The following is a 20,872-nucleotide window of genomic DNA, read 5'->3' on the forward strand; positions in this document are numbered from 1 at the left end:
TCGCCGCGCCTATAACCATCGCCGAGGACATCCATCAGGCGACGGTTGCCAGGCCAATGGCGCATCATCATCACGACCATGATCACGACGGTCATGCCCACGGGCACTCTCATGGGCATGCAGGGCACAGCCACGCGCCCGACAGTTTCGGAAAAGCGTTCGCGATCGGCGCGTCGCTGAACACGGCATTCGTCGTCGCGGAATTGATCTTCGGCTATAGCGCCAACTCGCTGGCGCTGGTCTCGGACGCCGCTCACAACTTCTCCGACGTGATCGCCTTGCTGCTGGCCTGGGCCGGGGCATGGCTTGCGGGCAAGCGGCCGACCGATACCCACACCTATGGCTACCGCCGGGCGTCGATACTGGCCGCGCTGGTCAATGCCGGACTGTTGCTGATCGCCGTCGGTGGCATCGCAGTCGAGGCGATCAACCGCTTGCGCGAACCAACCGAGGTGGCGAGCTGGACCGTGGTCTGGGTTGCGGCACTCGGCATCCTCATCAATGGCGGTACCGCGCTGTTGTTCATGCGCGGCCGCCACACGGACCTCAATGTTCGCGGCGCCTATCTGCACATGGCAGCGGATGCCGGCGTCTCGCTCGGGGTCGTTGTCGCCGCGCTTCTGATCATGGCGACCGGATGGGAGTGGCTCGATCCGGCGATCAGCCTCGTCATCGCGCTGGTCGTGCTGGTGAGCGGCTGGGAATTGGCGCGCGACAGCGTCAGCCTGGCGCTCGACGCGGTTCCGAAGGGAATTGATCTCAACATGGTGAGGGACTTTCTGCTGACGCTCGAGGGCGTCACGGAGGTTCACGATCTGCACATCTGGGCAATGAGCACGAGCGAGACCGCGCTGACCGCGCACCTGGTTCGCCCGGGCGGCCATGACGATGCCTTCCTGCATCACGCCTGCGCCGAGCTCTCGCACCGGTTCGGCATCCACCACGCGACGTTGCAGGTCGAGATCAGCAGCGAGACGTGCCGGCTGGCGCCGGCGGAGATGGTGTAGCAGCGTCGCCATTGAAGGTGGCCTCATCCCATGTGCATCGAATTGTTCTGCTCGATGAACGGAGGGCAACAATGAAGAAGCTCATCGGTCTTGCAATGGTGTTCTGGGTCGCGGGCGCGATGCCGCGTGCAGACGCTCAGCCAGCCACCCCAGGCGTCGAGAGGCTCTACATCCTCAACTGCGGCGAGGGCGTTGCGGGTGACATCTCACGCTGGTCGCCTGGCGTGAATGAAGGCAAGTCGATGGACTTTGTCGACAGTTGCTATCTGATCAAACACGCGCAGGGCTGGTTCCTGTGGGACACAGGCATCCCCGATGCGGTGGCGGCGATGCCGAACGGCCTCGCACCTGCCGATCCGAAAGCGATCACCTGGCGGCGGCCGAGGACGCTTGCCGCGCAGCTCGACCAACTTGGGGTGAAGCCATCCGATATTAAGGCGATGGCAGTCTCGCATAGCCATCCCGATCACATCGGCAATGTCGAGATGTTCCAAACCGCGATGCTGTATGTGCAGAAGGCGGAGTATGAGTGGCCAGGTGCCAACAACGCGCCGCGCTTCAAGCCCGGTCATCCCGTCACGAAGCTCGACGGCGACCGCGACGTCTTCGGCGACGGCAGCGTCACCATCCTGTCGACGCCGGGCCACACGCCGGGCCACCAATCGCTGCTGGTGAAGCTGCCGAAGACGGGCGCGATCGTGCTGACCGGCGATGCCGTTCACTTCAAGGACAATTGGGACAATCGGCGCGTGCCAAGCATGAACGTCAGCAAGGACCAGACGTTGGCTTCGATGCAGAAGATCGCCGACACACTGACGAAAGAGAAGGCGCAGCTCTGGATCAACCACGACAAGGCGCAGCGCGACAGCCTTAGAATGTCACCGGACTTTTATGATTGAGCTGCTTCGGCGCTGCTCGCCTCCGGCCAACGTCGGAACACCCGTGTGGTCTCGGCGGGATCTGGATTGCGACATCAACCCGGCCTGATCAACTGCGTGGCGCGGACGGCGCCGTGACCGGCGGGGCGGGCGGATGCTTCGGCTTCAGTGTGCCCGCGTAGAACGACAGGGTGAAGACCAGGATCAGGGCGACAAGGTAGACCCCGTAGGACTGCGGCGGGGTGATCGCCCATTGCATGAGGCGTTGGATGCGATTGGTCGGGCCGGTGTCGTTGTCCATGCTGTTTTGTGCGCGAAAGCCCGAGCAAAGGGAAGCGCAAATCGGCCCCCTCGGCAGGTGGCATTCCGCGGAAAACGTCATGCTGCAGGCTTGCATTGCGGCATCCGGATTCGCATTTGTTCGAGACCCGCGACCCGGCATTGGCCTGGCGTGCGGACACGAGCCTTCCTCCCGCACGGATTGCCCGGCATAATCCACCCATGGAACTGACGTCCCGTTTGCGCCTGACGAACTGGCTGGTCAGCCAGGGTCTCAAGGGCTTGCCTGAAAACGATCTGCTGCGCGGCTTCTGCGAGCGCTGCCGGGCCGCGGGCATGCCGCTGTCCCGGGCGATCGTCTTCATCGACACGCTGCATCCGATCTTCGAGGGGCGCGGGTTCCGCTGGAACGACGGCGAAAGCAACGAGGCTGATGCGTTCGAATACGGCTCGACGAGTACGGGCGAGGCCAGCCAGACTTGGCGGCGGTCGGCCTTTTATCACATGCTCGAAAACGGCCACGATGAGATGGTGATCGATCTCTCCGACAGCGCCGCGCTTGATTTCTCGATGGTCGGTGACCTTGCGGAGAAGGGCCACAAGCATTTCGCCGCCTTCGTGCATCGCTTTGGCGAGGCGGGCACGATCGGGGAGATGGACTGCTTCTATTCCTACTACACGACGCGCCATTCGGACGGGTTCGACGAAAACCACATGGCTGCGCTCCGCGACCTGGTGCCGGTGCTCGGGCTCGCGATCAAATCGGCCGCCCAGGTCGAGATCGCCCGTACGCTCGGGCGGGTCTATCTTGGACGCGAGACGGCAGAACAGGTATTGCGCGGGCGCATGCAGCGCGGTGTCACTGAGAAGATCAAGGCCGTGTTGTGGTACTCTGACGTACGCGGCTCGACCGCGATCAGCGAGCGCATCGGCCCGGACGAGATCATCCCTTTCCTCAACGACTACGCGCAGGCTTCGATCGACGCGATCCATGACGCCGGCGGCGAGGTACTCAAGCTGATCGGCGACGGCGTGCTGGCGATGTTCACCAGCGAGAACATGGCAAACGCGAAGCGGGCGGCGCTTCGGGCCGAGCACAAATTCCGCAGCAACATGGATGCGCTGAACGCGCGTCGCGCCTCGGAGGCCCGGCCGACCACCACGGCCTATGTCGGCCTCCATGTCGGCGAGGTGTTCTACGGCAATATCGGCAGCGAGGACCGGCTCGATTTCACGGTGGTCGGACCCGCCGTCAACGAGGTCAGCAGGATTGCCTCGATGTGCGCCTCGGTCGACCGGGAATTGCTGACTTCGACGGCCTTCCGTACAGGTCTCGACGCCGCGGGCCGGAACTATCTGGTTTCCACCGGCCGCTTCGTGCTGCGCGGCATCGGCAATGCGCAGGACCTCTATACGCTCGATCCGGCGGTTGCCGCCGACGAGGTTGTCGGCGGCAAGTACGAGCGGTACCTGGCGAGCTGAAGTCTCCCGTTATATGCGGGGCGCTAGCACCGCGCCGGCTCGCCGACCATGTCGGGCTGGCGCGTCAGCGACACCGCGGGCGACATCAGGATCACCAGCGCCTGCGCGGCGAAGATTGCGGCCGCGAGGTGGAGGCAGGCTTCAGCGCCGTAGAGACCGCCGACAATGGCGCCGAGCGCGGAGCCGAGCGGGCGGGCGCCGTAGCTCATGATGTTGATCGCCGAGACCCGGCCGAGCAGCGAGGGCGGGGTCACCGACTGCCGCAGGGTGGTGGTCGAGATCACCCACAGGATCGGGCCGACGCCGAGCAGGAAGAAGCTCAGGCCTGCGAGCAGCGGCGTCGGAAACCAGGTCGTCAGCGCCATCACGGCCGCTGCGACGAAGCCGGTCACCGGGCCGAGCCCGATCACGGTGCCGAACGCCAGCCGCTTCATCACGCGGGTCGCGAACAGCGCGCCAACCACCATGCCGACGCCGTACATTGCGAGCGTCGTGCCGACGCCGGTCGCGCTGAGCCCGAGATGGCGCACGGCATAGGGCACGAACACGGCGAGCAGCAGGAAAGAGGCCGTGTTGAAGATGAACTGGGTGATGAACACCGGCCGCAGCAGGGCGTGGTGCAGCACGAAGGCGGCGCCTTCCTTGATGTCCTGCAGCGGATGGCGCCGCGGCGCCGGCTGGCGCGCAGGCTCATAGAGGCCGGCCAGCAGCACGACCGCGACCGCCGACAGCGCCGCGGCAAAGCCAAACGCAGGAGCAGCGCCGACCCAGCCGACCAGCACGCCGCCGAGCGCTGGTCCGCTGGCAAAGGCTACGGTGCGTGCCAGCTCGATGCGGGCGTTTGCCGCCGGCAATTGCTGCGATGTCACGAGCGATGGCACCAGCGCGGGCGCAGCGACGCTGTAGGCAACAGTCCCGCAGACCGCGACGAAGCCGAGCAGAGCGAGCAAGGGCAGGGTCAGCAAGCCGAGCCAGATCGACAGCAGGATGGTCGCGAGCGCGGCCGCGCGTAGCGCCTCGGAGCCCGCCATGACCCAGCGCCGCGACACGCGGTCGGCCAGCAGGCCTGCGGGGATTGCGAACAGGATGAAGGGCAGCGTCAGCGCGGTCTGCAGCAGGCCGGTCTGACCCTCGCCGACGTCGAGCAGTAGCACGGCGACGATAGGAGCCGCGGCCAGAGCAATCTGCTCGGCCGATTGCGCGGCGAGGTTGGACCAGGCCAGGCGGTTGAACGTGGCTGGCAGGCGATGCGGATCGGCGGACATGGCAGATTCCCTGAGAATTCGATCTGGCCATAGTGTGTGGTTTGAAGACGTTCCATCCCACCCGTTTCCCGACAACGCCAAAGCAAAGGCCCGCCGTGAGGCGGGCCCTTTCAATGCGGCGATCCAAGCCGGCTCAGGCCATCACTGCGGTTTGGGACCCGCGGCGAGCTGACCTGTGATGGTGCCGACAAGCGGCGCCGTTCGAATGTTGTTTGGGGTCGCGGGCGGTTCCGCGAGTTGCTGAGCGATAGCGTCTTCGTGAGGCTAGATGCAGTTGCAAATGAGTTGCATTTAGCGGGCTGTTCAGCCATCTTTAGAGTGGTATGGATGCTCGATCGCCTGAAGTAACCGCTGTTTCTCGCCTCGACGCCCTGCCGGGTACCTCCGGCTGGCGCGGCGATGCCGGCCATGCCCGGAGCCTGCCGGAGGTGAATGCGACGGTCGCGGTGCCGAAGGGCGGGTTGTGGTGGTGGCGGCTGCTGGCGTTTGCCGGGCCGGGCTACCTGGTGTCGGTCGGCTATATGGACCCCGGCAACTGGGCCACCGACCTCGCCGGCGGCTCCAAGTTCGGCTACACGCTGCTGTCGGTCATCCTGCTCTCGAACCTGATGGCGATCCTGTTGCAGGCGCTTGCGGCGCGGCTCGGCATCGCCACCGACCGCGATCTGGCGCAGGCCTGCCGAGCGACCTATTCGCGGCCGGTGAATTTCCTGCTGTGGCTCGCCTGCGAGGCCGCCATCATCGCCTGCGACCTCGCCGAGGTGATCGGCACCGCGATCGCACTCAAGCTGTTGTTCGGCATTCCCCTGATCGGCGGTGCGCTGCTTGCGGCGCTCGACGCCTTCCTGCTGCTGCTCCTGATGAACCGCGGCTTCCGTTTCCTCGAGGCTTTCGTGGTGGCGCTCCTGATCGTCATCGCGGTCTGCTTCGCAGTCCAGATCGCCGCCGCCGCGCCGCCGGTTGCAGCCGTGCTTGGTGGCTTCATGCCGTCGCGCGAGATCGTCACCAATCCGGAGATGCTCTACATCGCGATCGGCATCATCGGCGCCACGGTGATGCCGCATAACCTCTATCTGCATTCCTCGATCGTGCAGACCCGCGCCTATCCGCGCACCGAGGAAGGCCGGCGCGACGCGATCAAGTGGGCGACGCTCGATTCCACCATCGCGCTGATGCTGGCGCTGTTCGTCAACGGCGCGATCCTGGTGCTGGCGGCCGCGACCTTCCACAAGAGCGGCCATTCGGATGTCGCCGAGATCGACCAGGCCTTCGAGCTGCTGTCGCCGCTGCTCGGCCTCGGCATCGCCTCGACGCTGTTTGCGGTGGCGCTGCTCGCATCCGGCCTCAACTCCACGGTGACGGCGACGCTGGCCGGCCAGATCGTGATGCAGGGCTTTCTCGACCTGCGGCTGCCGGACTGGGCGCAGCGGCTGGTGACGCGCGGCATTGCGATCATCCCGGTCATCGCCGTCGCCGCGCTCTATGGCGAGAGCGGCACGTCACAGCTTCTGGTGCTGAGCCAGGTCGTGCTGTCGATGCAGCTGCCATTCGCGGTGATCCCGCTGGTGCGCTTCGTGTCCGACAAGCGCAAGATGGGCGCGTTCGCGATCTCCGCGCCGGTTGCGGCCGCGGCATGGATCGTGGCCGGCCTGATCGTGATCCTGAACGTGAAGCTCTTGATCGACACGTTCTTCGGGTAACGACGATTAGTCCTGCGGCTCCGCCAGCACCTCGCCGGCGGCGTCGACGCGCAGCCAGCCGCTTGGCGCGAGCCGCTCCTGCGGCAGGAAACGGCTCTTATAGTCCATCTTCGTGGACCCCTCGATCCAATAGCCGAGATAGACGTAGGGCAGGCCCTGTCGGCGGGCGCGGGCGATATGGTCGAGGATCATGAAAGTGCCGAGCGAGCGGCTTTCCTGCGACGGCTCGAAGAATGAATAGACCATCGACAGCCCGTCGCTGAGCACATCCGTGAGGGCTACTGCCACCAGTTCGTCGCCACGGCCGGTGACGGCGCTGTCGGCGGCGCTGCGCTTGCGGTATTCGATGATCCGCGTCTCGACATGGCTGTCCTCGACCATCATCGCGTAGTCGAGCACCGTCATGTCGGCCATGCCGCCGTTGCGGTGGCGGCGGTCGAGATAGGCGCGGAAGACCGAATATTGCTCGGAGGTCGGTACTGCGCTGCGCTGTTCGCCGACGATGTCGGCGTTTCGGGCCAGGACCTTACGGAAATTGCGGGACGGGCGGAATTCGTTGGCGATCACCCGGACCGAGACGCAGGCCCGGCACTGGTCACAGGCCGGGCGGTAGGCGATCGACTGGCTGCGGCGGAAGCCGCCATGGGTCAGCAAGTCGTTGAGATCGCCCGCCTTATCGCCCACCAGATGCGTGAACACCTTGCGCTCATGACGGCCCGGCAGATAAGGGCAGGGCGAGGGCGCGGTCAGATAGAACTGCGGAGTATCACGCGAGTGCTGGGTCACGTCAGGTCGTCAGGCTCCACACAAAACAGGCAGCCGAATAAGCATCGCCCCACAAAGACTAACGGTCAATTGGTTTAGGCGGGCCTAATAGGCCCGCGCGGCCGGCGCCACCGGGGCCCGAACCGAGCTGTTGATAATGACGGTTCCGAGGATGATGTCGTGCAGCAGTCGGCGGCGGCCGTTGAACAGGCCGACCAGCAGGACCAGCGGCGACAGGAACGAGACCGTCACCCAGAACAGCACGGCATGGACGGCGCCGAGTGCGAAGTAGCCAGGGGCACCGTACCAGGTGCGCAGTTCCAGATCCATCATACGCATGCCGATGGTGGCTGAGTGAGGGCCACCGATCGAGGCGCCGTAATACACGATCGCCCAGATGATCGAGGCCGGCGACACCAGCCAGAACAGTGCCCAGCCAAGGCCGAGCGTGACGATGCCGAAAATCGCGATGAACAGCACCGCGAGGATCACCGGCACCGAAAGCACCACGAGGTCGATCAGGAAAGCGAACACGCGTCGCGTCAGCACGCCGCGGAACAGTTCCGGCTGCGTCCATGGATCGAACGCGTGCGGTGGAACGCCGCCGTCGTTGCGCCAGGTGCCGCCGTCATTGCCGTAGGACATGACCAACCTCCGATGAGAGTCCCGAGCAGGAGATGGGAAGCTGCGCCTGGCCTGCCAAGGGGGGTAGGGAGCGCGAATGGCGAATAGGGAACGCGCTTCCCCATCCGCTGCTCCTCAAGTCTCCGCCTTGATCTTCTCCGCCGCCTTCGGTGCGAAATAGGTCAGGATGCCGTCGGCACCGGCGCGCTTGAAGCCGACCAGGCTCTCCATCATCGCGCGCTCGCCGTCGATCCAGCCATTCGCGGCAGCGCCGGCGATCATCGCGTACTCGCCCGACACCTGGTACACGAAGGTCGGCATCGCGAAGGTGTCCTTCACGCGGCGCACAATGTCGAGATAGGGCATGCCCGGCTTCACCATCACCATGTCGGCGCCCTCGGCGATGTCGAGCTCGACCTCGCGCAGCGCCTCGTTGGAATTGGCGCTGTCCATCTGATAGGTGCGTTTGTCGCCGGTCAGCGTCTTGGCCGAGCCGATGGCGTCGCGGAACGGTCCGTAAAAGGCGGAGGCGTATTTCGCCGCGTAGGACATGATCTGGACGTCGCCGAATCCGTTGTCGTCGAGCGCCTCGCGGATCGCGCCGACGCGGCCGTCCATCATGTCGGAGGGCGCGATCACGTCGCAGCCGGCCTCAGCCTGCGTCAGTGCCTGCTTCACCAGCACCGCAACCGTCTCGTCGTTGAGGATCTTGCCGTCGGCGATCAGCCCGTCATGGCCGTGGCTGGTAAACGGATCGAGCGCGACGTCGCAGAGCACGCCGATATCGGGAAACTCCTTCTTGATCGCGCGCACCGACTGGCAGACGAGGTTATCGGGGTTGAGCGCCTCCGAGCCCTGCTCGTCGCGCAAGGACGGCTCGGTGAAGGGAAACAGCGCGATGCAGGGGATGTTCAGCTTGGCGGCGCGGTCGGCGTCGCGGACGATCTGGTCGACGGTGAGCCGTTCGACGCCGGGCATCGAGGCAACTGGAGTACGTGTGTTGCTGCCGTCGACCACGAACATCGGCCAGATCAGATCGTCGGTCGTCAGCACGTGCTCGCGCACCAGGCGGCGCGCCCATTCCGACTTGCGGTTGCGGCGCGGGCGGATCGTGAGGTCGAGCGACGGCGAGGCGAGGGTATCGGCCTGGCGCCGCGGTGCATCGCGCAGTTCGATCGGGCGCCCGAATTTGATCGCCATGTCTTTGGTCTCCCCAACGGCCGACTGGGCCGGATCTGATATAATTCCATTTCTAGCATCTTTCAGGGGGCGCCGTCATTGCGCCGTTGGCGCCCTCGATTTGCCGCAACGGCAATTGATTTTGCGGCTACGGCGGGCCAAGACTGCCGCCATGAACCCCAACTTGCAGCCCTTGCGCGGCGATTCGCATGTCTGACACTTCTGCGCGCGATCAGGCGCGGGACAATGCCATGACGGTCGGCGGGATCTCCTCCGACCGTATCGAGCCGGATGAGAATGCGTGGACGCGGCGGCTCGTCATCTTCCTGCGCATCATGGCGGTCGTGTCGATCGCCAAGGGTCTTTATCACTGGGCCCAGGTGACCGGCTTTGTCGGCGGCGAGGAGGAGGCTTTCGAGAACCAGTCATGGGCCTGGCAGACCGCGACGGTCTATTTCGCCGTGATCGAACTGGTCGCCGCGGTCGGATTGTGGCTTGCGACGCCCTGGGGAGCCGTGGTGTGGCTGACCACCGTGGTGTCGATGGCGGTCATCGAGCTGATGTTCCCGGCGATCTACGGCGGCAGCCTGCTGGTGGTCGGGTTCGAAGCGGTGATGCTCGCCGCCTATCTCGCGCTCGCCTGGATGGCGGCGCGTGAACGGCCGCCGTAGCGCCTCGCGCACGCCCGGGCTTGCGGGCCTCGCTGTGGCCTCGCGGCGACAGCCTAATGAATCCGGCGGGGCAGTTCCCAACTTAATGGCGCTCATGCGCGCAATGAGAAGACAGGATCCCGTGGTCTGCTAGGTGGGTGGCACAGACCGCGCACCCTATCGAAACATCCCATCGGGAGCGCGCCTGCGGGATCGCCGTCGGGATCGATTACCGGATCTCGGCATATTTGCCAGTCGGCTTTGCGCTGGCCGACGGCGGGACCCGATGGTTGCGAGCGAGCGCTGAGAGCAGGAACGCGGCGTGCGCCGCCGCTACGCGCATCGCGTGCAGAGAATGCACCACGCGATCCAATAAATTTTCAAAGATTTTTCCGGTAACCGTTCGGTGACCGTAAAGGGTTCCCTCACACCTGTTACGTCACCGTTTCGAATTCAAACGAAGCTGTTTCCGAATGTGACAGGGGAGGCAGACGAAGCGTGAACAAAGGGCCCGCCACCGTCAATGAAAAGTTGCGAAAAGTCCTTGATCTACGGGCTTAATCCGCGATTCACTGTCTTAAATTCATGATCTCTTTATTGTCTTATTTAAGCTGATCTTCAAACCACCCCCTTACGTTGCACCTATCAGGCGGGACACAAGTTTCGTCGAATAAGTCGATAAAACGACAACAGGGGAAGTGTCATGATCAAAGCCGTTGCGACAACGGCGGTGGAAACCGCCGATCGCGCTGCCGGTCAATCGCCGGTGCAGCCGCTCTATCTCGAAGCACTGACTTTGGTGGAGCGGCTGCATCGCCGGCTCCTCGACGTCATCAAGGACGAGTTCGATCGCCGCGGCCGCGCCGACATCAACTCGGTGCAGGCGCTGCTCCTGTACAACATCGGTGACAAGGAGCTGACCGCCGGCGAGCTGCGCACCCGCGGCTACTATCTCGGCTCCAACGTCTCCTACAATCTGAAGAAGCTCGTCGAGCTCGGCTTCCTCGATCATCAGCGCTCACGCGTCGATCGCCGCTCGGTGCGCATTCGTCTGACTGCGCAGGGCCAGGAAGTCCGCCGCATCGTCGACGCGCTCTACCAGAAGCACGTCAAGACGGTCGAGCAGGTCGGCGGCATCTCGAACGAGGAGTTCGCGAGCCTCAACAAGTCGCTGCACCGCCTCGAGCGTTTCTGGACCGACCAGATCCTCTATCGCCTCTAAGACCCAGCTTTCCCGCCTGACGGCCAAGCCGGCCGATCCAGAAGACCGGCAGCCATCCTCCAGACACGCATCGGCCATGCCCGGCCGGTGCGTTTTGTCATGCTGCATCTGCGAAAAAAAGCGCTCCGGCGGGGAACCAAGCCGTTCGTTACGGCTTATCCGTCAGCCCAACGGAGACGGGAGACATGGTGGTCGAGCACGGAATGCAGGTCGTCTTGAATGCCGAGGTCGTCGGCGACGCCTACGCCATCGCATCCAACTATCTGCGGAAGTCCGGCGCCATTCCCGACACGTTCGTCACCAACGAGCGCCTGCTCGGCATCATCGTGAAGCTGTTCCAGCGCGGTGAGCGCAACAGGATTCGCCTCGCCAACAAGGCGATCGCGCAATTTGAGGCCGAGACGCTGGTCGTCGCTTGAGCGTTAACCCGGAGACATCAATGGAAGCCGCCATCGATCGCATCATGCTGACCTACGATCTGCTGCTCAATCGCACGGCCGCAGCAAGCGACGAAGCGCGCGCCAAGGTGACCGAGTACGTGCGGACATTGTTCGAGGCGGGCGAGACCGATCCACATCGGTTAACCGTCTGCGGCCTGACCTATCTGCGGCAGCTCGACGGCAGCACGGACCATGTGAAGGCCGGGTATACGGGGCTGTAGCGCGCGGCCTGCTCTCGCCGCGTCATTGCGAAACGCGTCAGCGCGCTCGCGCAAATTTCCGATTCAACTGTCAAACAGCGTTGTCGCGGTGTCGTCACCCGCGCATGCGAGTGATCCAGTATTCCAGAGACGTCAGGGCTTGACCGACAGGCCGCGGCGTACTGGATGCCCCGCATGCGCGGGGCATGACAACTGAGAGGATGTGACACCGCATTCTCGCGACATGATTTGTCCGAGCTTTGCATCTCGTTCCGCCCTCTATTGATCAGAGGGCGCAGGGAAAGCCGGGTGCCGATCGCACCCATGGGTCCCGTGCAAATGGAAAGCACGGGAGGTAGGACCACAGGTGTAACCGGAGCAATCCCGGCTTTCCCTGCGCGATGGTTTTACGGCTTATATGTGCTCTCCCCGGCGAGACTTGGCTTTTTTGTCACCGTCTTCGCAAAGACGCGTTCGCGTGCTTAGCGAGGAGACACCTGCCACTGGGGCGTCGGAACCACACGACTTCACCGTCCGCTTCATGCGCACTCGTCAGTTGCGCACTCCGCGTCCACCGCATCTCGACCCAACACTCGTGACGATCGCGAAGCGCCCCTCAAGCGGGTGAGACGGGCCATTCATACACCAAGTTGCATTTCCGAAAAACAGAAATATTTTCACTGAGGGGGCTGGACAGGGTGAGTTGCGTTGGAATTGTTGGACAATTTGCTGCTTTCGGGCGCGTCGCCGTGGCGCCAGCGCGCTCGATTGCGTGACAATTTTCCCTCACACGGGCGGTGAGCTGGATGCGGTATGACATTCGTATTGTATCGTCATACAGCTGCCGCTAGCGTCGATCTGCCGGGTAAATCGAACTGCAGAGATCCAGCGGGGATCGCTGATGACCGGCGACGGCGGGCGTGCATTGATCTCAAGACTGTTCGATGACGAGGCGGCGGATGCCAAGGCGAAGGCGTATTGTCTCGGTGCGCTGCTGATCCTGGTGAATGTCGCGGTCTGGCTGTGGGCCTATCTCAGCTTCCGCGATTATCCGCTGCTGCTTGGAACGGCATCGCTTGCCTACACGCTCGGGCTTCGACATGCCGTCGACCCCGATCATATCGCGGCGATCGACAACGTCACGCGCAAGCTCATACAGGACGGCAAGCGGCCGCTGGCGGCGGGCCTGTTCTTCGCGATGGGCCATTCGACGGTGGTGATCGCGGCCTCCTTGCTGGTTGCGCTATCGGTTGGCGCCCTCGAAGCCAGGTTCGAGGGCTTCAAGGCGTTCGGCGGCGTGATCGGGACCGGGGTGTCTGCCGCGTTTCTCTTGGTGATCGCCCTGATCAATACGATGATCCTGATCTCGGTCTACCGCGCCTTTCAAGCGTCCCGCCGCGGCGATCACGCGACCGAGCGGGAGCTTCACGAGCTGCTGCAACAGCGCGGCTTCTTTGCCCGCATGCTGCGCTCGCTGTTCGCGTTGATCACCAGGAGCTGGCAAATGTATCCGCTCGGCTTTCTGTTCGGCCTGGGGTTTGACACCGCGAGCGAGATCGGCCTGATCGGAATTTCCGCCGCGCAGGGCTCCGCCGGCCTGCCGGTATGGTCGATCCTCGTATTTCCGGCGCTATTCACCGCCGGCATGTCGCTGATCGACACGGCCGACGGCATCATCATGGTTCAGGCCTATAGTTGGGCGTTCCGGCAACCCGTGCGCAAGCTCTACTACAATCTGACCATGACCCTGATCTCGATCATCGTGGCGCTCTTGATCGGCGGCATTGAAGCGCTGGGTCTCATCGCGAGCAAGCTCGACCTTCAGGGACCCTTCTGGGATCTCGTCGGCAAGATCAGTGATGATTTCAGCCTGCTCGGATATCTCAGGCGTGTTCATCGCCGCGTGGTTGATCTCGGTGCTGGCGTATCGGCTGGGTCGGTTCGACGAGATCAAGGGCGAAAGCCCGGTAGGCTGAGGGGCCGACGCTGCCCGAGATCGTTGTTGCCCGGGAAGGGCGGTTCGCCGTGCAATCAGGTCAGAGCAGCGGAGCGGACCGCCAACCGCGCGGCTGCGACCGCCTGATTCGGAGCGCCGCATATCATCGAACCGCACGCTCGGCAGTGCGACGATTTGCAGCACCGGGTTGTCGCACCGGTCGGCTTGCCGAAGCCTGTGTCGAATGGTCGCTAGGGGCATCCGACATCGGCAAGCGATTCCTTCAAACAACGCCGCGCCGACTGACGATGCGACCACGTGACAGGATGCGGCGATGATCGATCGGCCGCTCCGATAATCAGGAGGAGCCCCAATGATCCCGTCCCGCATGCGCCTGCTCGGCGCGATCGTCGCGCTGATGCTGGGAGCGAGCCATACGGCGACCGCGCAGCAGCTCGAGCTCAAGCTGATGGCGCCGGCGGCGCCTGGCGGCGGATGGGATCAGACCGCGCGATCGATGCAGCAGGCGCTCGTCGCCTCCGGCGTCGCGCGCAGCGTCCAGGTGACGAACGTCCCCGGCGCCGGCGGCAGCGTCGGCATCGCGCAATTCGTCAACGGTGCCAAGGGCGACGGCAACCAGATGATGGTGAACGGCTTCGTGATGGTCGGGGCGCTCGCCATGAACAAGTCGCCGGTGACGCTCGATCAGGTGACGCCGATCGCGCGTCTCACCGAGGAGATTCAGGTCATTGTGGTGCCCGCGAACTCGCCGATCAAGACCGCGCAGGATCTCGCAGCCGCCGTCAAGGCCGATATCGCCAAGGTGACCTTTGCCGGCGGCTCGGCCGGTGGCGTCGACCACGTGATGGCCGCGCTGTTCGCGGGCGCGGTCGGCGCCGACGCCAGGAAGATCAACTACATTCCGTTTTCCGGCGGCGGAGAATCGCTGGCCGCCATTCTCGGCGGCAAGGTCACGGCAGGCATCTCGGGATTGAGCGAATACGAGGGTCAGATCAAGGCCGGCAAGCTGCGCGCGCTCGGCGTGACCTCGGCGAAGCGTCTGGCCGGCGTCGACATTCCGACCTTCAAGGAACAGGGCATCGATCTGGTGCTGGCCAATTGGCGCTCGGTGGTCGCGCCGCCCGGCATCACGCCGGAGCAGCGCAAGACGCTGAGCGACGCCGTGGAGAAGATGGTCAAGTCCGACGCCTGGAAGGAGATCCTGAAGCAGAAGGGCTGGGATGATGCCTATCTCGGCGGCGACGCGTTCGCGGATTTCCTGAAGAAGGAGACCGTGCGCGTGACCGACGTGCTGAAGTCCGTCGGCCTCGTGAAGTCATGACGCCGGACAGCGCCCCCGCCGAGGCGCACCAACCAGCGCTGTGCGTCGATCGCGCGGGCCTTGTCATCGCAGCCGCGCTTGCCGTGGTGGCTGCGGTGCTGGTCTGGGACGCGAGCAAGCTGCCGTCCACCACGATGTACGGAATGGGGCCGGAGGCGATGCCCATTGTCATCGCCGTTGGCCTCGCCATTCTCGCCGTCGGCAATCTGATCGACGCGTTGCGCGGCAAGCTGCCGCCGCGCGAGAGCGCCGATCCCAGGCCGGTGTGGCTGATCATCGGCGGGCTTGCGCTCCTGATCGCCATCATCGGCTTCGGCGGGGGCTTCATCCTCGCCACCTCGGCGCTGTTCGTCACAACCTCGGCCGCATTCGGCCGGCGCGCCATCCTGGCCGACACCGCCATCGCGCTTGTCATAACCACGCTGATCTATCTCGCGTTCGACAAGCTGTTGACGCTGAGCCTTCCCACCGGCCCGCTGGAGCGACTGCTGTGATGGATACCTTCGCCGCGCTGGCGCATGGCATGGCGGTCGCCGTCCAGCCCATGAACCTGCTCTATGCGCTGATCGGCGTCTTCCTCGGCACCGCGGTCGGTGTGTTGCCGGGCATCGGTCCGGCGCTGACGGTCGCCTTGCTGCTGCCGGTGACCTACAAGCTCGATCCCGGCGGCTCGCTGATCATGTTCGCCGGCATCTACTACGGCGGCATGTATGGCGGATCGACCACCGCGATCCTGATCAACACGCCGGGCGAGAGCGCGTCGATGGCGACCGCGCTCGAGGGCAACAAGATGGCGAAGGCCGGCCGCGGCGGTCCGGCGCTCGCGACCTCGGCGATCGGCTCGTTCGTGGCTGGCACCATCGCCACCATCGGTCTCGCCTTCCTGGCGCCCTGGCTGGTCGATTTCGCGGTGCGCTTCGGACCCGAGGATTACTTCGCGCTGATGTGCGTCGCCTTCGTCACGGTCTCGGCAACCTTCGGTGACTCTCCGGTCCGCGGGCTGACCAGCCTGTTCATCGGGCTGACGCTCGGGCTTGTCGGCATCGACAAGCTGACCGGTCAGGCGCGGCTCGCCTTCGGCATCCCCGAACTGCTCGACGGCGTCGAGGTGACGACGTTGGCGGTCGGCCTTTTCGCGGTGGGGGAGGCGCTCTACGTCGCTTCGCGCCGTCATCATACGGAAGAGAAGCTGGAGCCGGTGCGCGGCTCGCTGTGGATGACGCGCGAGGACTGGCGGCGGTCATGGAAGCCATGGCTGCGCGGCACGCTGTTCGGCTTCCCTATCGGCGCGCTGCCCGCCGGCGGCGCGGAGATCCCGACCTTCCTGTCCTATTCCACCGAGCGGCGACTGACCAAGCATCCGGACGAATTCGGCAAGGGGGCCATCGAAGGCGTCGCCGGGCCGGAAGCCGCCAACAACGCCTCCGCCGCCGGCACGCTGGTGCCGCTGTTGACGCTTGGACTTCCGACATCGGCGACCGCGGCGATGATGCTGGCAGGCTTCCAGCAATACGGCCTGAACCCCGGGCCGCTTTTGTTTGCCGAGCGGCCCGAGCTGGTGTGGGGGCTGATCGCGAGCCTGTTCATCGCCAACGGCATGCTGCTGGTGCTCAATTTGCCGCTGGTCGGCCTGTGGGTGCGGCTGCTCGCGATCCCGCAGCCCTGGCTCTACGCCGGCATCCTGGTGTTCGCGACCATGGGCACCATCGCGGCAAAACCGTCGGTCGTCGAACTGTCGATGCTGGCGGGCTTTGGCGTGATGGGCTTTGTGATGCGCCGGTTCGATTTCCCGATCGCGCCTGTCGTCATCGGGCTCATCCTCGGGCCGATCGCCGAGAGCCAGTTGCGCCGTGCGCTGGCGATCAGCCTTGTCGATCCCCTGGTGTTGCTGCAAAGCCCAATGTCGGCGACGCTGCTCGCGATCGCGCTGATCGCCCTGCTGGCGCCGTTCGTGCTGAAGGGGTTGGGACGGTTCAAGGCGAATGAGGATTAGCGCTGCGACACGCTACGATGTGGCGGTGTGCAATTCGTCGTCAGCGCCAGCGCGCTGACAGCGTTGCGGAGAGGAAGGAGTCGAGAGCTGCGTGCGCCCAGCAATCATTGGCGCGCGTCGTCGGCGGTATCGTCGTGTGCAAGCCGCGCACAAATGCGCGAGCCGGCGGTCACGCAGGCGAGGTCTTCTTTTTCTTGTTCTGCTTGATGACCTTGGCCTGGGCGCGAAACGCCGACGCGAGCGCCTTCAGCTCCTTGGTCACGATCTCATCGGCGGTCGCCTTTGCCGCGACTTCGGCCTTGCGGGCCTGCTTCTTGAGTTCTTTGGTCGTCTTGCTCATCATCCAGATCGCGACCAAAGCCGCGCTCCTCGCCGCATATCCTGCCCGTCGCATGCTACGGCGCGTCGCCGACGCGGCCGCGTTTCACACTGCACAACCAATCAATAATGACGTGATGGACCCCGCAAAGGATCCATTCGCGAATCCCGATCGGCCCATCTATCACACGGCGTTGCCGGTTATGTAACGCTGGCGGCGGCGTCTCAGGCGTCCCGCGGCCAGCACCGGTTCCGCAGGTTTGGCCGCCTGCTCCGGTCGGGGCGGGGGGCCCCGGGGGCGGGAGCCCGGTCCCGGTTCGATCTGGCGAATCCCCGCCATTCCCACCATATCTGGCATAATTGGCGGCCGGGGACCGCAACCGCTTGGCCATTTTGGGCCGATGTGGTAACGCTCTGCAACCAGCTTCGACCGCCACTCGTGACCGTCCGCATCCCGTGTAAAGGCTTGCGGCGGTGGAGATATTTCGCCGATGACCTCTTCGCCCAAGAACGCTGCAACCACTGCTTCCGCGCCCGATTCCTTCTTCACGGCCACGCTTGCCGAGGCCGATCCCGAGATCGCGGCCGCGATCAAGGGCGAGCTCGGCCGCCAGCGCCATGAGATCGAGCTGATCGCCTCGGAGAACATCGTCAGCCGGGCGGTCCTGGAAGCGCAGGGCTCGGTGATGACCAACAAATACGCCGAGGGCTATCCGGGCGCGCGGTACTATGGCGGTTGCGAGTGGGTCGACGTTGCCGAGAACCTGGCGATCGATCGCGCCAAGAAGCTGTTCGGCGCTGGCTTTGCCAACGTCCAGCCGAATTCCGGCAGCCAGATGAACCAGGCGGTGTTCCTGGCGCTGCTGCAGCCCGGCGATACCTTCATGGGCCTCGACCTGGCGGCCGGCGGCCATCTCACCCATGGCTCGCCGGTCAACATGTCCGGCAAGTGGTTCAAGGCCGCGCATTACACGGTGCGGCGCGAGGACCAGATCATCGACATGGATGCGGTGGCCAAGCAGGCCGAGCAGGTGAAGCCGAAGCTGATCATCGCCGGCGGCTCGGCCTATTCACGCGCCTGGGACTTCAAGCGCTTCCGCGAGATCGCCGACTCTGTCGGCGCCTACCTCATGGTCGACATGGCGCATTTCGCCGGCCTCGTCGCCGGCGGCGTGCATGCCTCGCCGGTGCCGTACGCCCACGTCACCACGACCACGACGCACAAGTCGCTGCGCGGTCCACGCGGCGGCCTGATGCTGTGGAACGATGAGAACCTGACCAAGAAGCTGAACTCGGCGATCTTCCCGGGCCTGCAGGGCGGCCCGCTGATGCATGTGATCGCGGCGAAGGCCGTCGCCTTCGGCGAGGCGCTGCAGCCGGAGTTCAAGGTCTACGCCAGGAACGTGGTCGAGAACGCCAAGGCGCTGGCCGAGACGCTGCGCGGCCATGGCCTCGACATCGTCTCCGGCGGCACCGACAACCATCTGATGCTGGTCGACCTGCGTCCGAAGGGGTTGAAGGGCAACATCTCCGAGAAGGCGCTGGTCCGCGCCGGCATCACCTGCAACAAGAACGGCATCCCGTTCGATCCCGAGAAGCCGTTCGTCACCTCGGGCCTGCGGCTCGGCACGCCGGCGGCGACCACCCGCGGCTTTGGCGTCGCGGAGTTCAAGCAGGTCGGCGGCATGATCGCCGAGGTCCTGAACGCGCTCGCGCAGTCGCCGGATGGCAAGGCGCCGCTGGTCGAGGCTGCGATCAAGGAACGCGTGAAGGCCCTGACCGATCGCTTCCCGATCTATCAGTAGTGTCGTCTTGTTTGAGCATGATCTTGTCGGAAAACCGCTACACACTTTTCCGGATCATGCTCGGTTAGGGGCTCCGTCGGATGCGCTGTCCGAGCTGCAACAGTCTTGATACGCAGGTGAAGGACTCGCGTCCAACCGAGGATTCCGCTGTGATCCGCAGGCGGCGCGTCTGCATGGCCTGCAACTTCCGCTTCACGACGTTCGAGCGGGTGCAGCTCCGCGAGCTCACGGTGATCAAGCGCAACGGCCGCCGGGTGCCGTTCGACCGCGACAAGCTGGTGCGCTCGCTGCAGATCTCCTTGCGCAAGCGTCCGGTGGATTCCGAGCGGCTGGAGAAGATGGTGTCCGCGATCGTGCGCGAGCTCGAGAGCGGCGGCGAGGCGGAGGTGTCCTCGGAGGCAATCGGCGAGATCGTGATGGAGCATCTGCGCCAGCTCGACGATGTCGCCTATGTGCGCTTTGCGTCGGTCTATCGCAATTTCCGCGAGGCCAAGGACTTCGAGGCCGTGCTCGGCGAGCTGCACGGCGAGGACGACCCGCAGATCGCGACGTTGCGAAAATGATCTTCCGCATTCTGGAAGATCAGCTCGCGCAGAAATCCAGGGACGCGAAGGCGGCCGATCTGCGCTTCATGCAGCTCGCGCTTGCGCTCGGCCGCCGCGGGCTGGGGCGGACCTGGCCCAATCCGGCGGTCGGCGCCGTGATCGTCAAGGACGGCGTGATCGTCGGCCGCGGCTGGACGCAAGCGGGCGGACGTCCGCATGCCGAGGTGGAGGTGCTCCGGCGCGCCGGTCCCGCCGCCCGCGGCGCCACGCTCTACGTGACGCTCGAACCCTGTTCGCATTTCGGCCGCTCGCCGCCCTGCGCGGACGCCATCGTCGCGGCCGGTCTCGCCCGCGTGGTGTCAGCGATCGAGGACCCCAATCCGGACGTCGCAGGGCAGGGGCACGCCAAGCTGCGCGCCGCCGGCATTATCGTCGATGTTGGGCTGTGCGCCGCGGAGGCCGCGCGTGACCATGCCGGGCATTTCCGCCGTGTCCGTGACGGGCGCCCGCATGTGATCCTCAAGCTCGCAGTGTCCGCCGACGGCAAGATTGCCGCCGCCGGCAACCGGCCCGTCGCGATCACCGGCGATGGGGCGCGAACCCGCGTGCATCTGCTGCGCGCGCAGAGCGACGCGATCCTGGTCGGGATCGGCACCGTGCTGGCGGACGATCCGTTGCTCACCTGCCGCTTGCCGGGCATGGCGGCGCGTTCTCCGGTCCGCGTCGTGCTGGACCGCGCCTTGCGGACGCCGGGCAACAGCCGCCTGGTGCATTCCGCGCGCGAAACTCCGCTCTGGGTGATGACATCAGACATGGCGGAAGCGCCCGCCGCGGTGAAGCTCGGCGCCGCCGGCGCGCAGGTGATCCGCGTCGCCTCGACCGCGACCCAGCCCGGGCTCGATCTGCCGGCCGTGTTGCATGCGCTGGCGGAGAAGGGGATCACGCGGCTGATGGTCGAGGGCGGGGCGCGGGTCGCGTCGTCCTTCGTCGCCGCGGGCCTCGTCGACGAAATCTGGCTGTTGCGCGGGCCTGATACCGTCGGCGCCGACGGCGTTCCCGCGCTGGGCGCAATGCCGCTCGCCGCAATCACGCAGTCGCCGACCTTCAGGCTTCGTGCTAGCGAGACGCTCGAAAAAGATGCTTTGACCATCTACGACCGTTCGTAGAGCGTCATGGCCGGGCTTGTCCCGGCCATCCACGATTTGCTTTGCCGCTGCGGCCAAGCGTGGATGCCCGGGTCAA

At 65.0% G+C, this 20,872-nt stretch carries 21 protein-coding genes; 15 read left to right on the forward strand and 6 right to left on the reverse strand.

The window, feature by feature from the left end:
- The first annotated feature begins 56 nt into the window (after positions 1–56).
- Together MTX19_RS17680 and MTX19_RS17685 are read left to right on the forward strand one after the other, a co-directional pair.
- A complete protein-coding gene (locus tag MTX19_RS17680; RefSeq protein ID WP_280984617.1) occupies positions 57–1,007 on the forward strand; it encodes a cation diffusion facilitator family transporter in 951 nt (316 codons plus the stop codon).
- Positions 1,008–1,102: 95 nt separating this feature from the next.
- The gene (locus MTX19_RS17685; RefSeq protein ID WP_280984824.1) at positions 1,103–1,906 is read left to right on the forward strand and encodes an N-acyl homoserine lactonase family protein; all 804 of its coding nucleotides are present in this window, start codon (positions 1,103–1,105) and stop codon (positions 1,904–1,906) included.
- An 88-nt stretch (positions 1,907–1,994) separates the two neighbouring features.
- On the opposite strand, the gene MTX19_RS17690 is transcribed toward MTX19_RS17685, so the two are convergent.
- Positions 1,995–2,186 (reverse strand): hypothetical protein, encoded by a 192-nt coding sequence (locus tag MTX19_RS17690; RefSeq protein ID WP_280984618.1) that lies wholly within the window; start codon positions 2,184–2,186, stop codon positions 1,995–1,997.
- A gap of 200 nt (positions 2,187–2,386) precedes the next feature.
- Between MTX19_RS17690 and MTX19_RS17695 the strand changes: the two genes are divergently transcribed.
- Entirely contained in the window at positions 2,387–3,646 is a 1,260-nt protein-coding gene (locus MTX19_RS17695) for an adenylate/guanylate cyclase domain-containing protein (RefSeq protein WP_280984619.1), read from the forward strand.
- Positions 3,647–3,669: 23 nt separating this feature from the next.
- Here the strand turns inward: MTX19_RS17695 and MTX19_RS17700 are convergent, their stop codons facing one another.
- On the reverse strand, positions 3,670–4,911 hold the full coding sequence (locus tag MTX19_RS17700; protein WP_280984620.1) for an MFS transporter: 1,242 nt from the start codon (positions 4,909–4,911) through the stop codon (positions 3,670–3,672).
- Between the two features lie 323 nt (positions 4,912–5,234).
- Between MTX19_RS17700 and MTX19_RS17705 the strand changes: the two genes are divergently transcribed.
- Positions 5,235–6,611, forward strand: coding sequence for an Nramp family divalent metal transporter (locus MTX19_RS17705; RefSeq protein ID WP_280984621.1), 1,377 nt, complete (start codon positions 5,235–5,237; stop codon positions 6,609–6,611).
- A 6-nt stretch (positions 6,612–6,617) separates the two neighbouring features.
- On the opposite strand, the gene MTX19_RS17710 is transcribed toward MTX19_RS17705, so the two are convergent.
- The 3 genes from MTX19_RS17710 to hemB form a co-directional block, all read right to left on the reverse strand.
- On the reverse strand, positions 6,618–7,397 hold the full coding sequence (locus MTX19_RS17710) for an arginyltransferase (protein ID WP_280978626.1): 780 nt from the start codon (positions 7,395–7,397) through the stop codon (positions 6,618–6,620).
- Positions 7,398–7,481: 84 nt separating this feature from the next.
- Complete coding sequence (locus MTX19_RS17715; protein ID WP_280978627.1) at positions 7,482–8,021, reverse strand: RDD family protein; 540 nt, start codon at positions 8,019–8,021, stop codon at positions 7,482–7,484.
- Between the two features lie 114 nt (positions 8,022–8,135).
- A complete protein-coding gene (hemB, locus tag MTX19_RS17720) occupies positions 8,136–9,200 on the reverse strand; it encodes a porphobilinogen synthase (RefSeq protein ID WP_280978628.1) in 1,065 nt (354 codons plus the stop codon).
- Positions 9,201–9,388: 188 nt separating this feature from the next.
- Between hemB and MTX19_RS17725 the strand changes: the two genes are divergently transcribed.
- The 8 genes from MTX19_RS17725 to MTX19_RS17760 all read left to right on the forward strand — a co-directional run bounded on the left by MTX19_RS17725 (position 9,389) and on the right by MTX19_RS17760 (position 16,962).
- The gene (locus tag MTX19_RS17725; protein WP_280978629.1) at positions 9,389–9,850 is read left to right on the forward strand and encodes a DUF6163 family protein; all 462 of its coding nucleotides are present in this window, start codon (positions 9,389–9,391) and stop codon (positions 9,848–9,850) included.
- Positions 9,851–10,532: 682 nt separating this feature from the next.
- Positions 10,533–11,051, forward strand: coding sequence for a MarR family winged helix-turn-helix transcriptional regulator (locus MTX19_RS17730; RefSeq protein ID WP_280977668.1), 519 nt, complete (start codon positions 10,533–10,535; stop codon positions 11,049–11,051).
- 185 nt (positions 11,052–11,236) lie between these two features.
- Positions 11,237–11,470 carry a hypothetical protein gene (locus tag MTX19_RS17735; RefSeq protein ID WP_280977669.1) on the forward strand — a complete coding sequence of 78 codons (234 nt, stop codon included), beginning with the start codon at positions 11,237–11,239 and terminating at the stop codon, positions 11,468–11,470.
- A gap of 20 nt (positions 11,471–11,490) precedes the next feature.
- Positions 11,491–11,712, forward strand: coding sequence for a hypothetical protein (locus MTX19_RS17740; RefSeq protein WP_280977670.1), 222 nt, complete (start codon positions 11,491–11,493; stop codon positions 11,710–11,712).
- An 880-nt stretch (positions 11,713–12,592) separates the two neighbouring features.
- Complete coding sequence (locus tag MTX19_RS17745) at positions 12,593–13,774, forward strand: HoxN/HupN/NixA family nickel/cobalt transporter (protein WP_348638381.1); 1,182 nt, start codon at positions 12,593–12,595, stop codon at positions 13,772–13,774.
- Between the two features lie 226 nt (positions 13,775–14,000).
- Positions 14,001–14,969, forward strand: a complete 969-nt coding sequence (locus tag MTX19_RS17750) for a tripartite tricarboxylate transporter substrate binding protein (protein WP_280977672.1) — start codon at positions 14,001–14,003, stop codon at positions 14,967–14,969.
- Positions 14,966–15,463 carry a tripartite tricarboxylate transporter TctB family protein gene (locus MTX19_RS17755; protein WP_280978630.1) on the forward strand — a complete coding sequence of 166 codons (498 nt, stop codon included), beginning with the start codon at positions 14,966–14,968 and terminating at the stop codon, positions 15,461–15,463. Before MTX19_RS17750 ends, MTX19_RS17755 begins: the two co-directional genes overlap by 4 nt.
- Entirely contained in the window at positions 15,463–16,962 is a 1,500-nt protein-coding gene (locus MTX19_RS17760) for a tripartite tricarboxylate transporter permease (RefSeq protein ID WP_280978631.1), read from the forward strand. Before MTX19_RS17755 ends, MTX19_RS17760 begins: the two co-directional genes overlap by 1 nt.
- A gap of 169 nt (positions 16,963–17,131) precedes the next feature.
- Here MTX19_RS17760 and MTX19_RS17765 read toward each other — a convergent pair whose 3' ends face one another.
- Entirely contained in the window at positions 17,132–17,302 is a 171-nt protein-coding gene (locus MTX19_RS17765; protein WP_280978632.1) for a hypothetical protein, read from the reverse strand.
- A 469-nt stretch (positions 17,303–17,771) separates the two neighbouring features.
- Between MTX19_RS17765 and glyA the strand changes: the two genes are divergently transcribed.
- The 3 genes from glyA (at position 17,772) to ribD (ending at position 20,796) form a co-directional block, all read left to right on the forward strand.
- Positions 17,772–19,085 (forward strand): serine hydroxymethyltransferase, encoded by a 1,314-nt coding sequence (gene glyA, locus MTX19_RS17770; RefSeq protein WP_280978633.1) that lies wholly within the window; start codon positions 17,772–17,774, stop codon positions 19,083–19,085.
- Positions 19,086–19,165: 80 nt separating this feature from the next.
- A complete protein-coding gene (gene nrdR / locus MTX19_RS17775; protein ID WP_280977677.1) occupies positions 19,166–19,648 on the forward strand; it encodes a transcriptional regulator NrdR in 483 nt (160 codons plus the stop codon).
- Positions 19,645–20,796: a bifunctional diaminohydroxyphosphoribosylaminopyrimidine deaminase/5-amino-6-(5-phosphoribosylamino)uracil reductase RibD gene (gene ribD, locus MTX19_RS17780; RefSeq protein ID WP_280978634.1), complete on the forward strand. Its 1,152-nt coding sequence runs from the start codon at positions 19,645–19,647 to the stop codon at positions 20,794–20,796. Before nrdR ends, ribD begins: the two co-directional genes overlap by 4 nt.
- Positions 20,797–20,872: the final 76 nt, after the last annotated feature.

Origin of the sequence: Bradyrhizobium sp. ISRA464 (assembly GCF_029910095.1) — a bacterium.
In the GTDB taxonomy this organism is placed as follows: domain Bacteria; phylum Pseudomonadota; class Alphaproteobacteria; order Rhizobiales; family Xanthobacteraceae; genus Bradyrhizobium.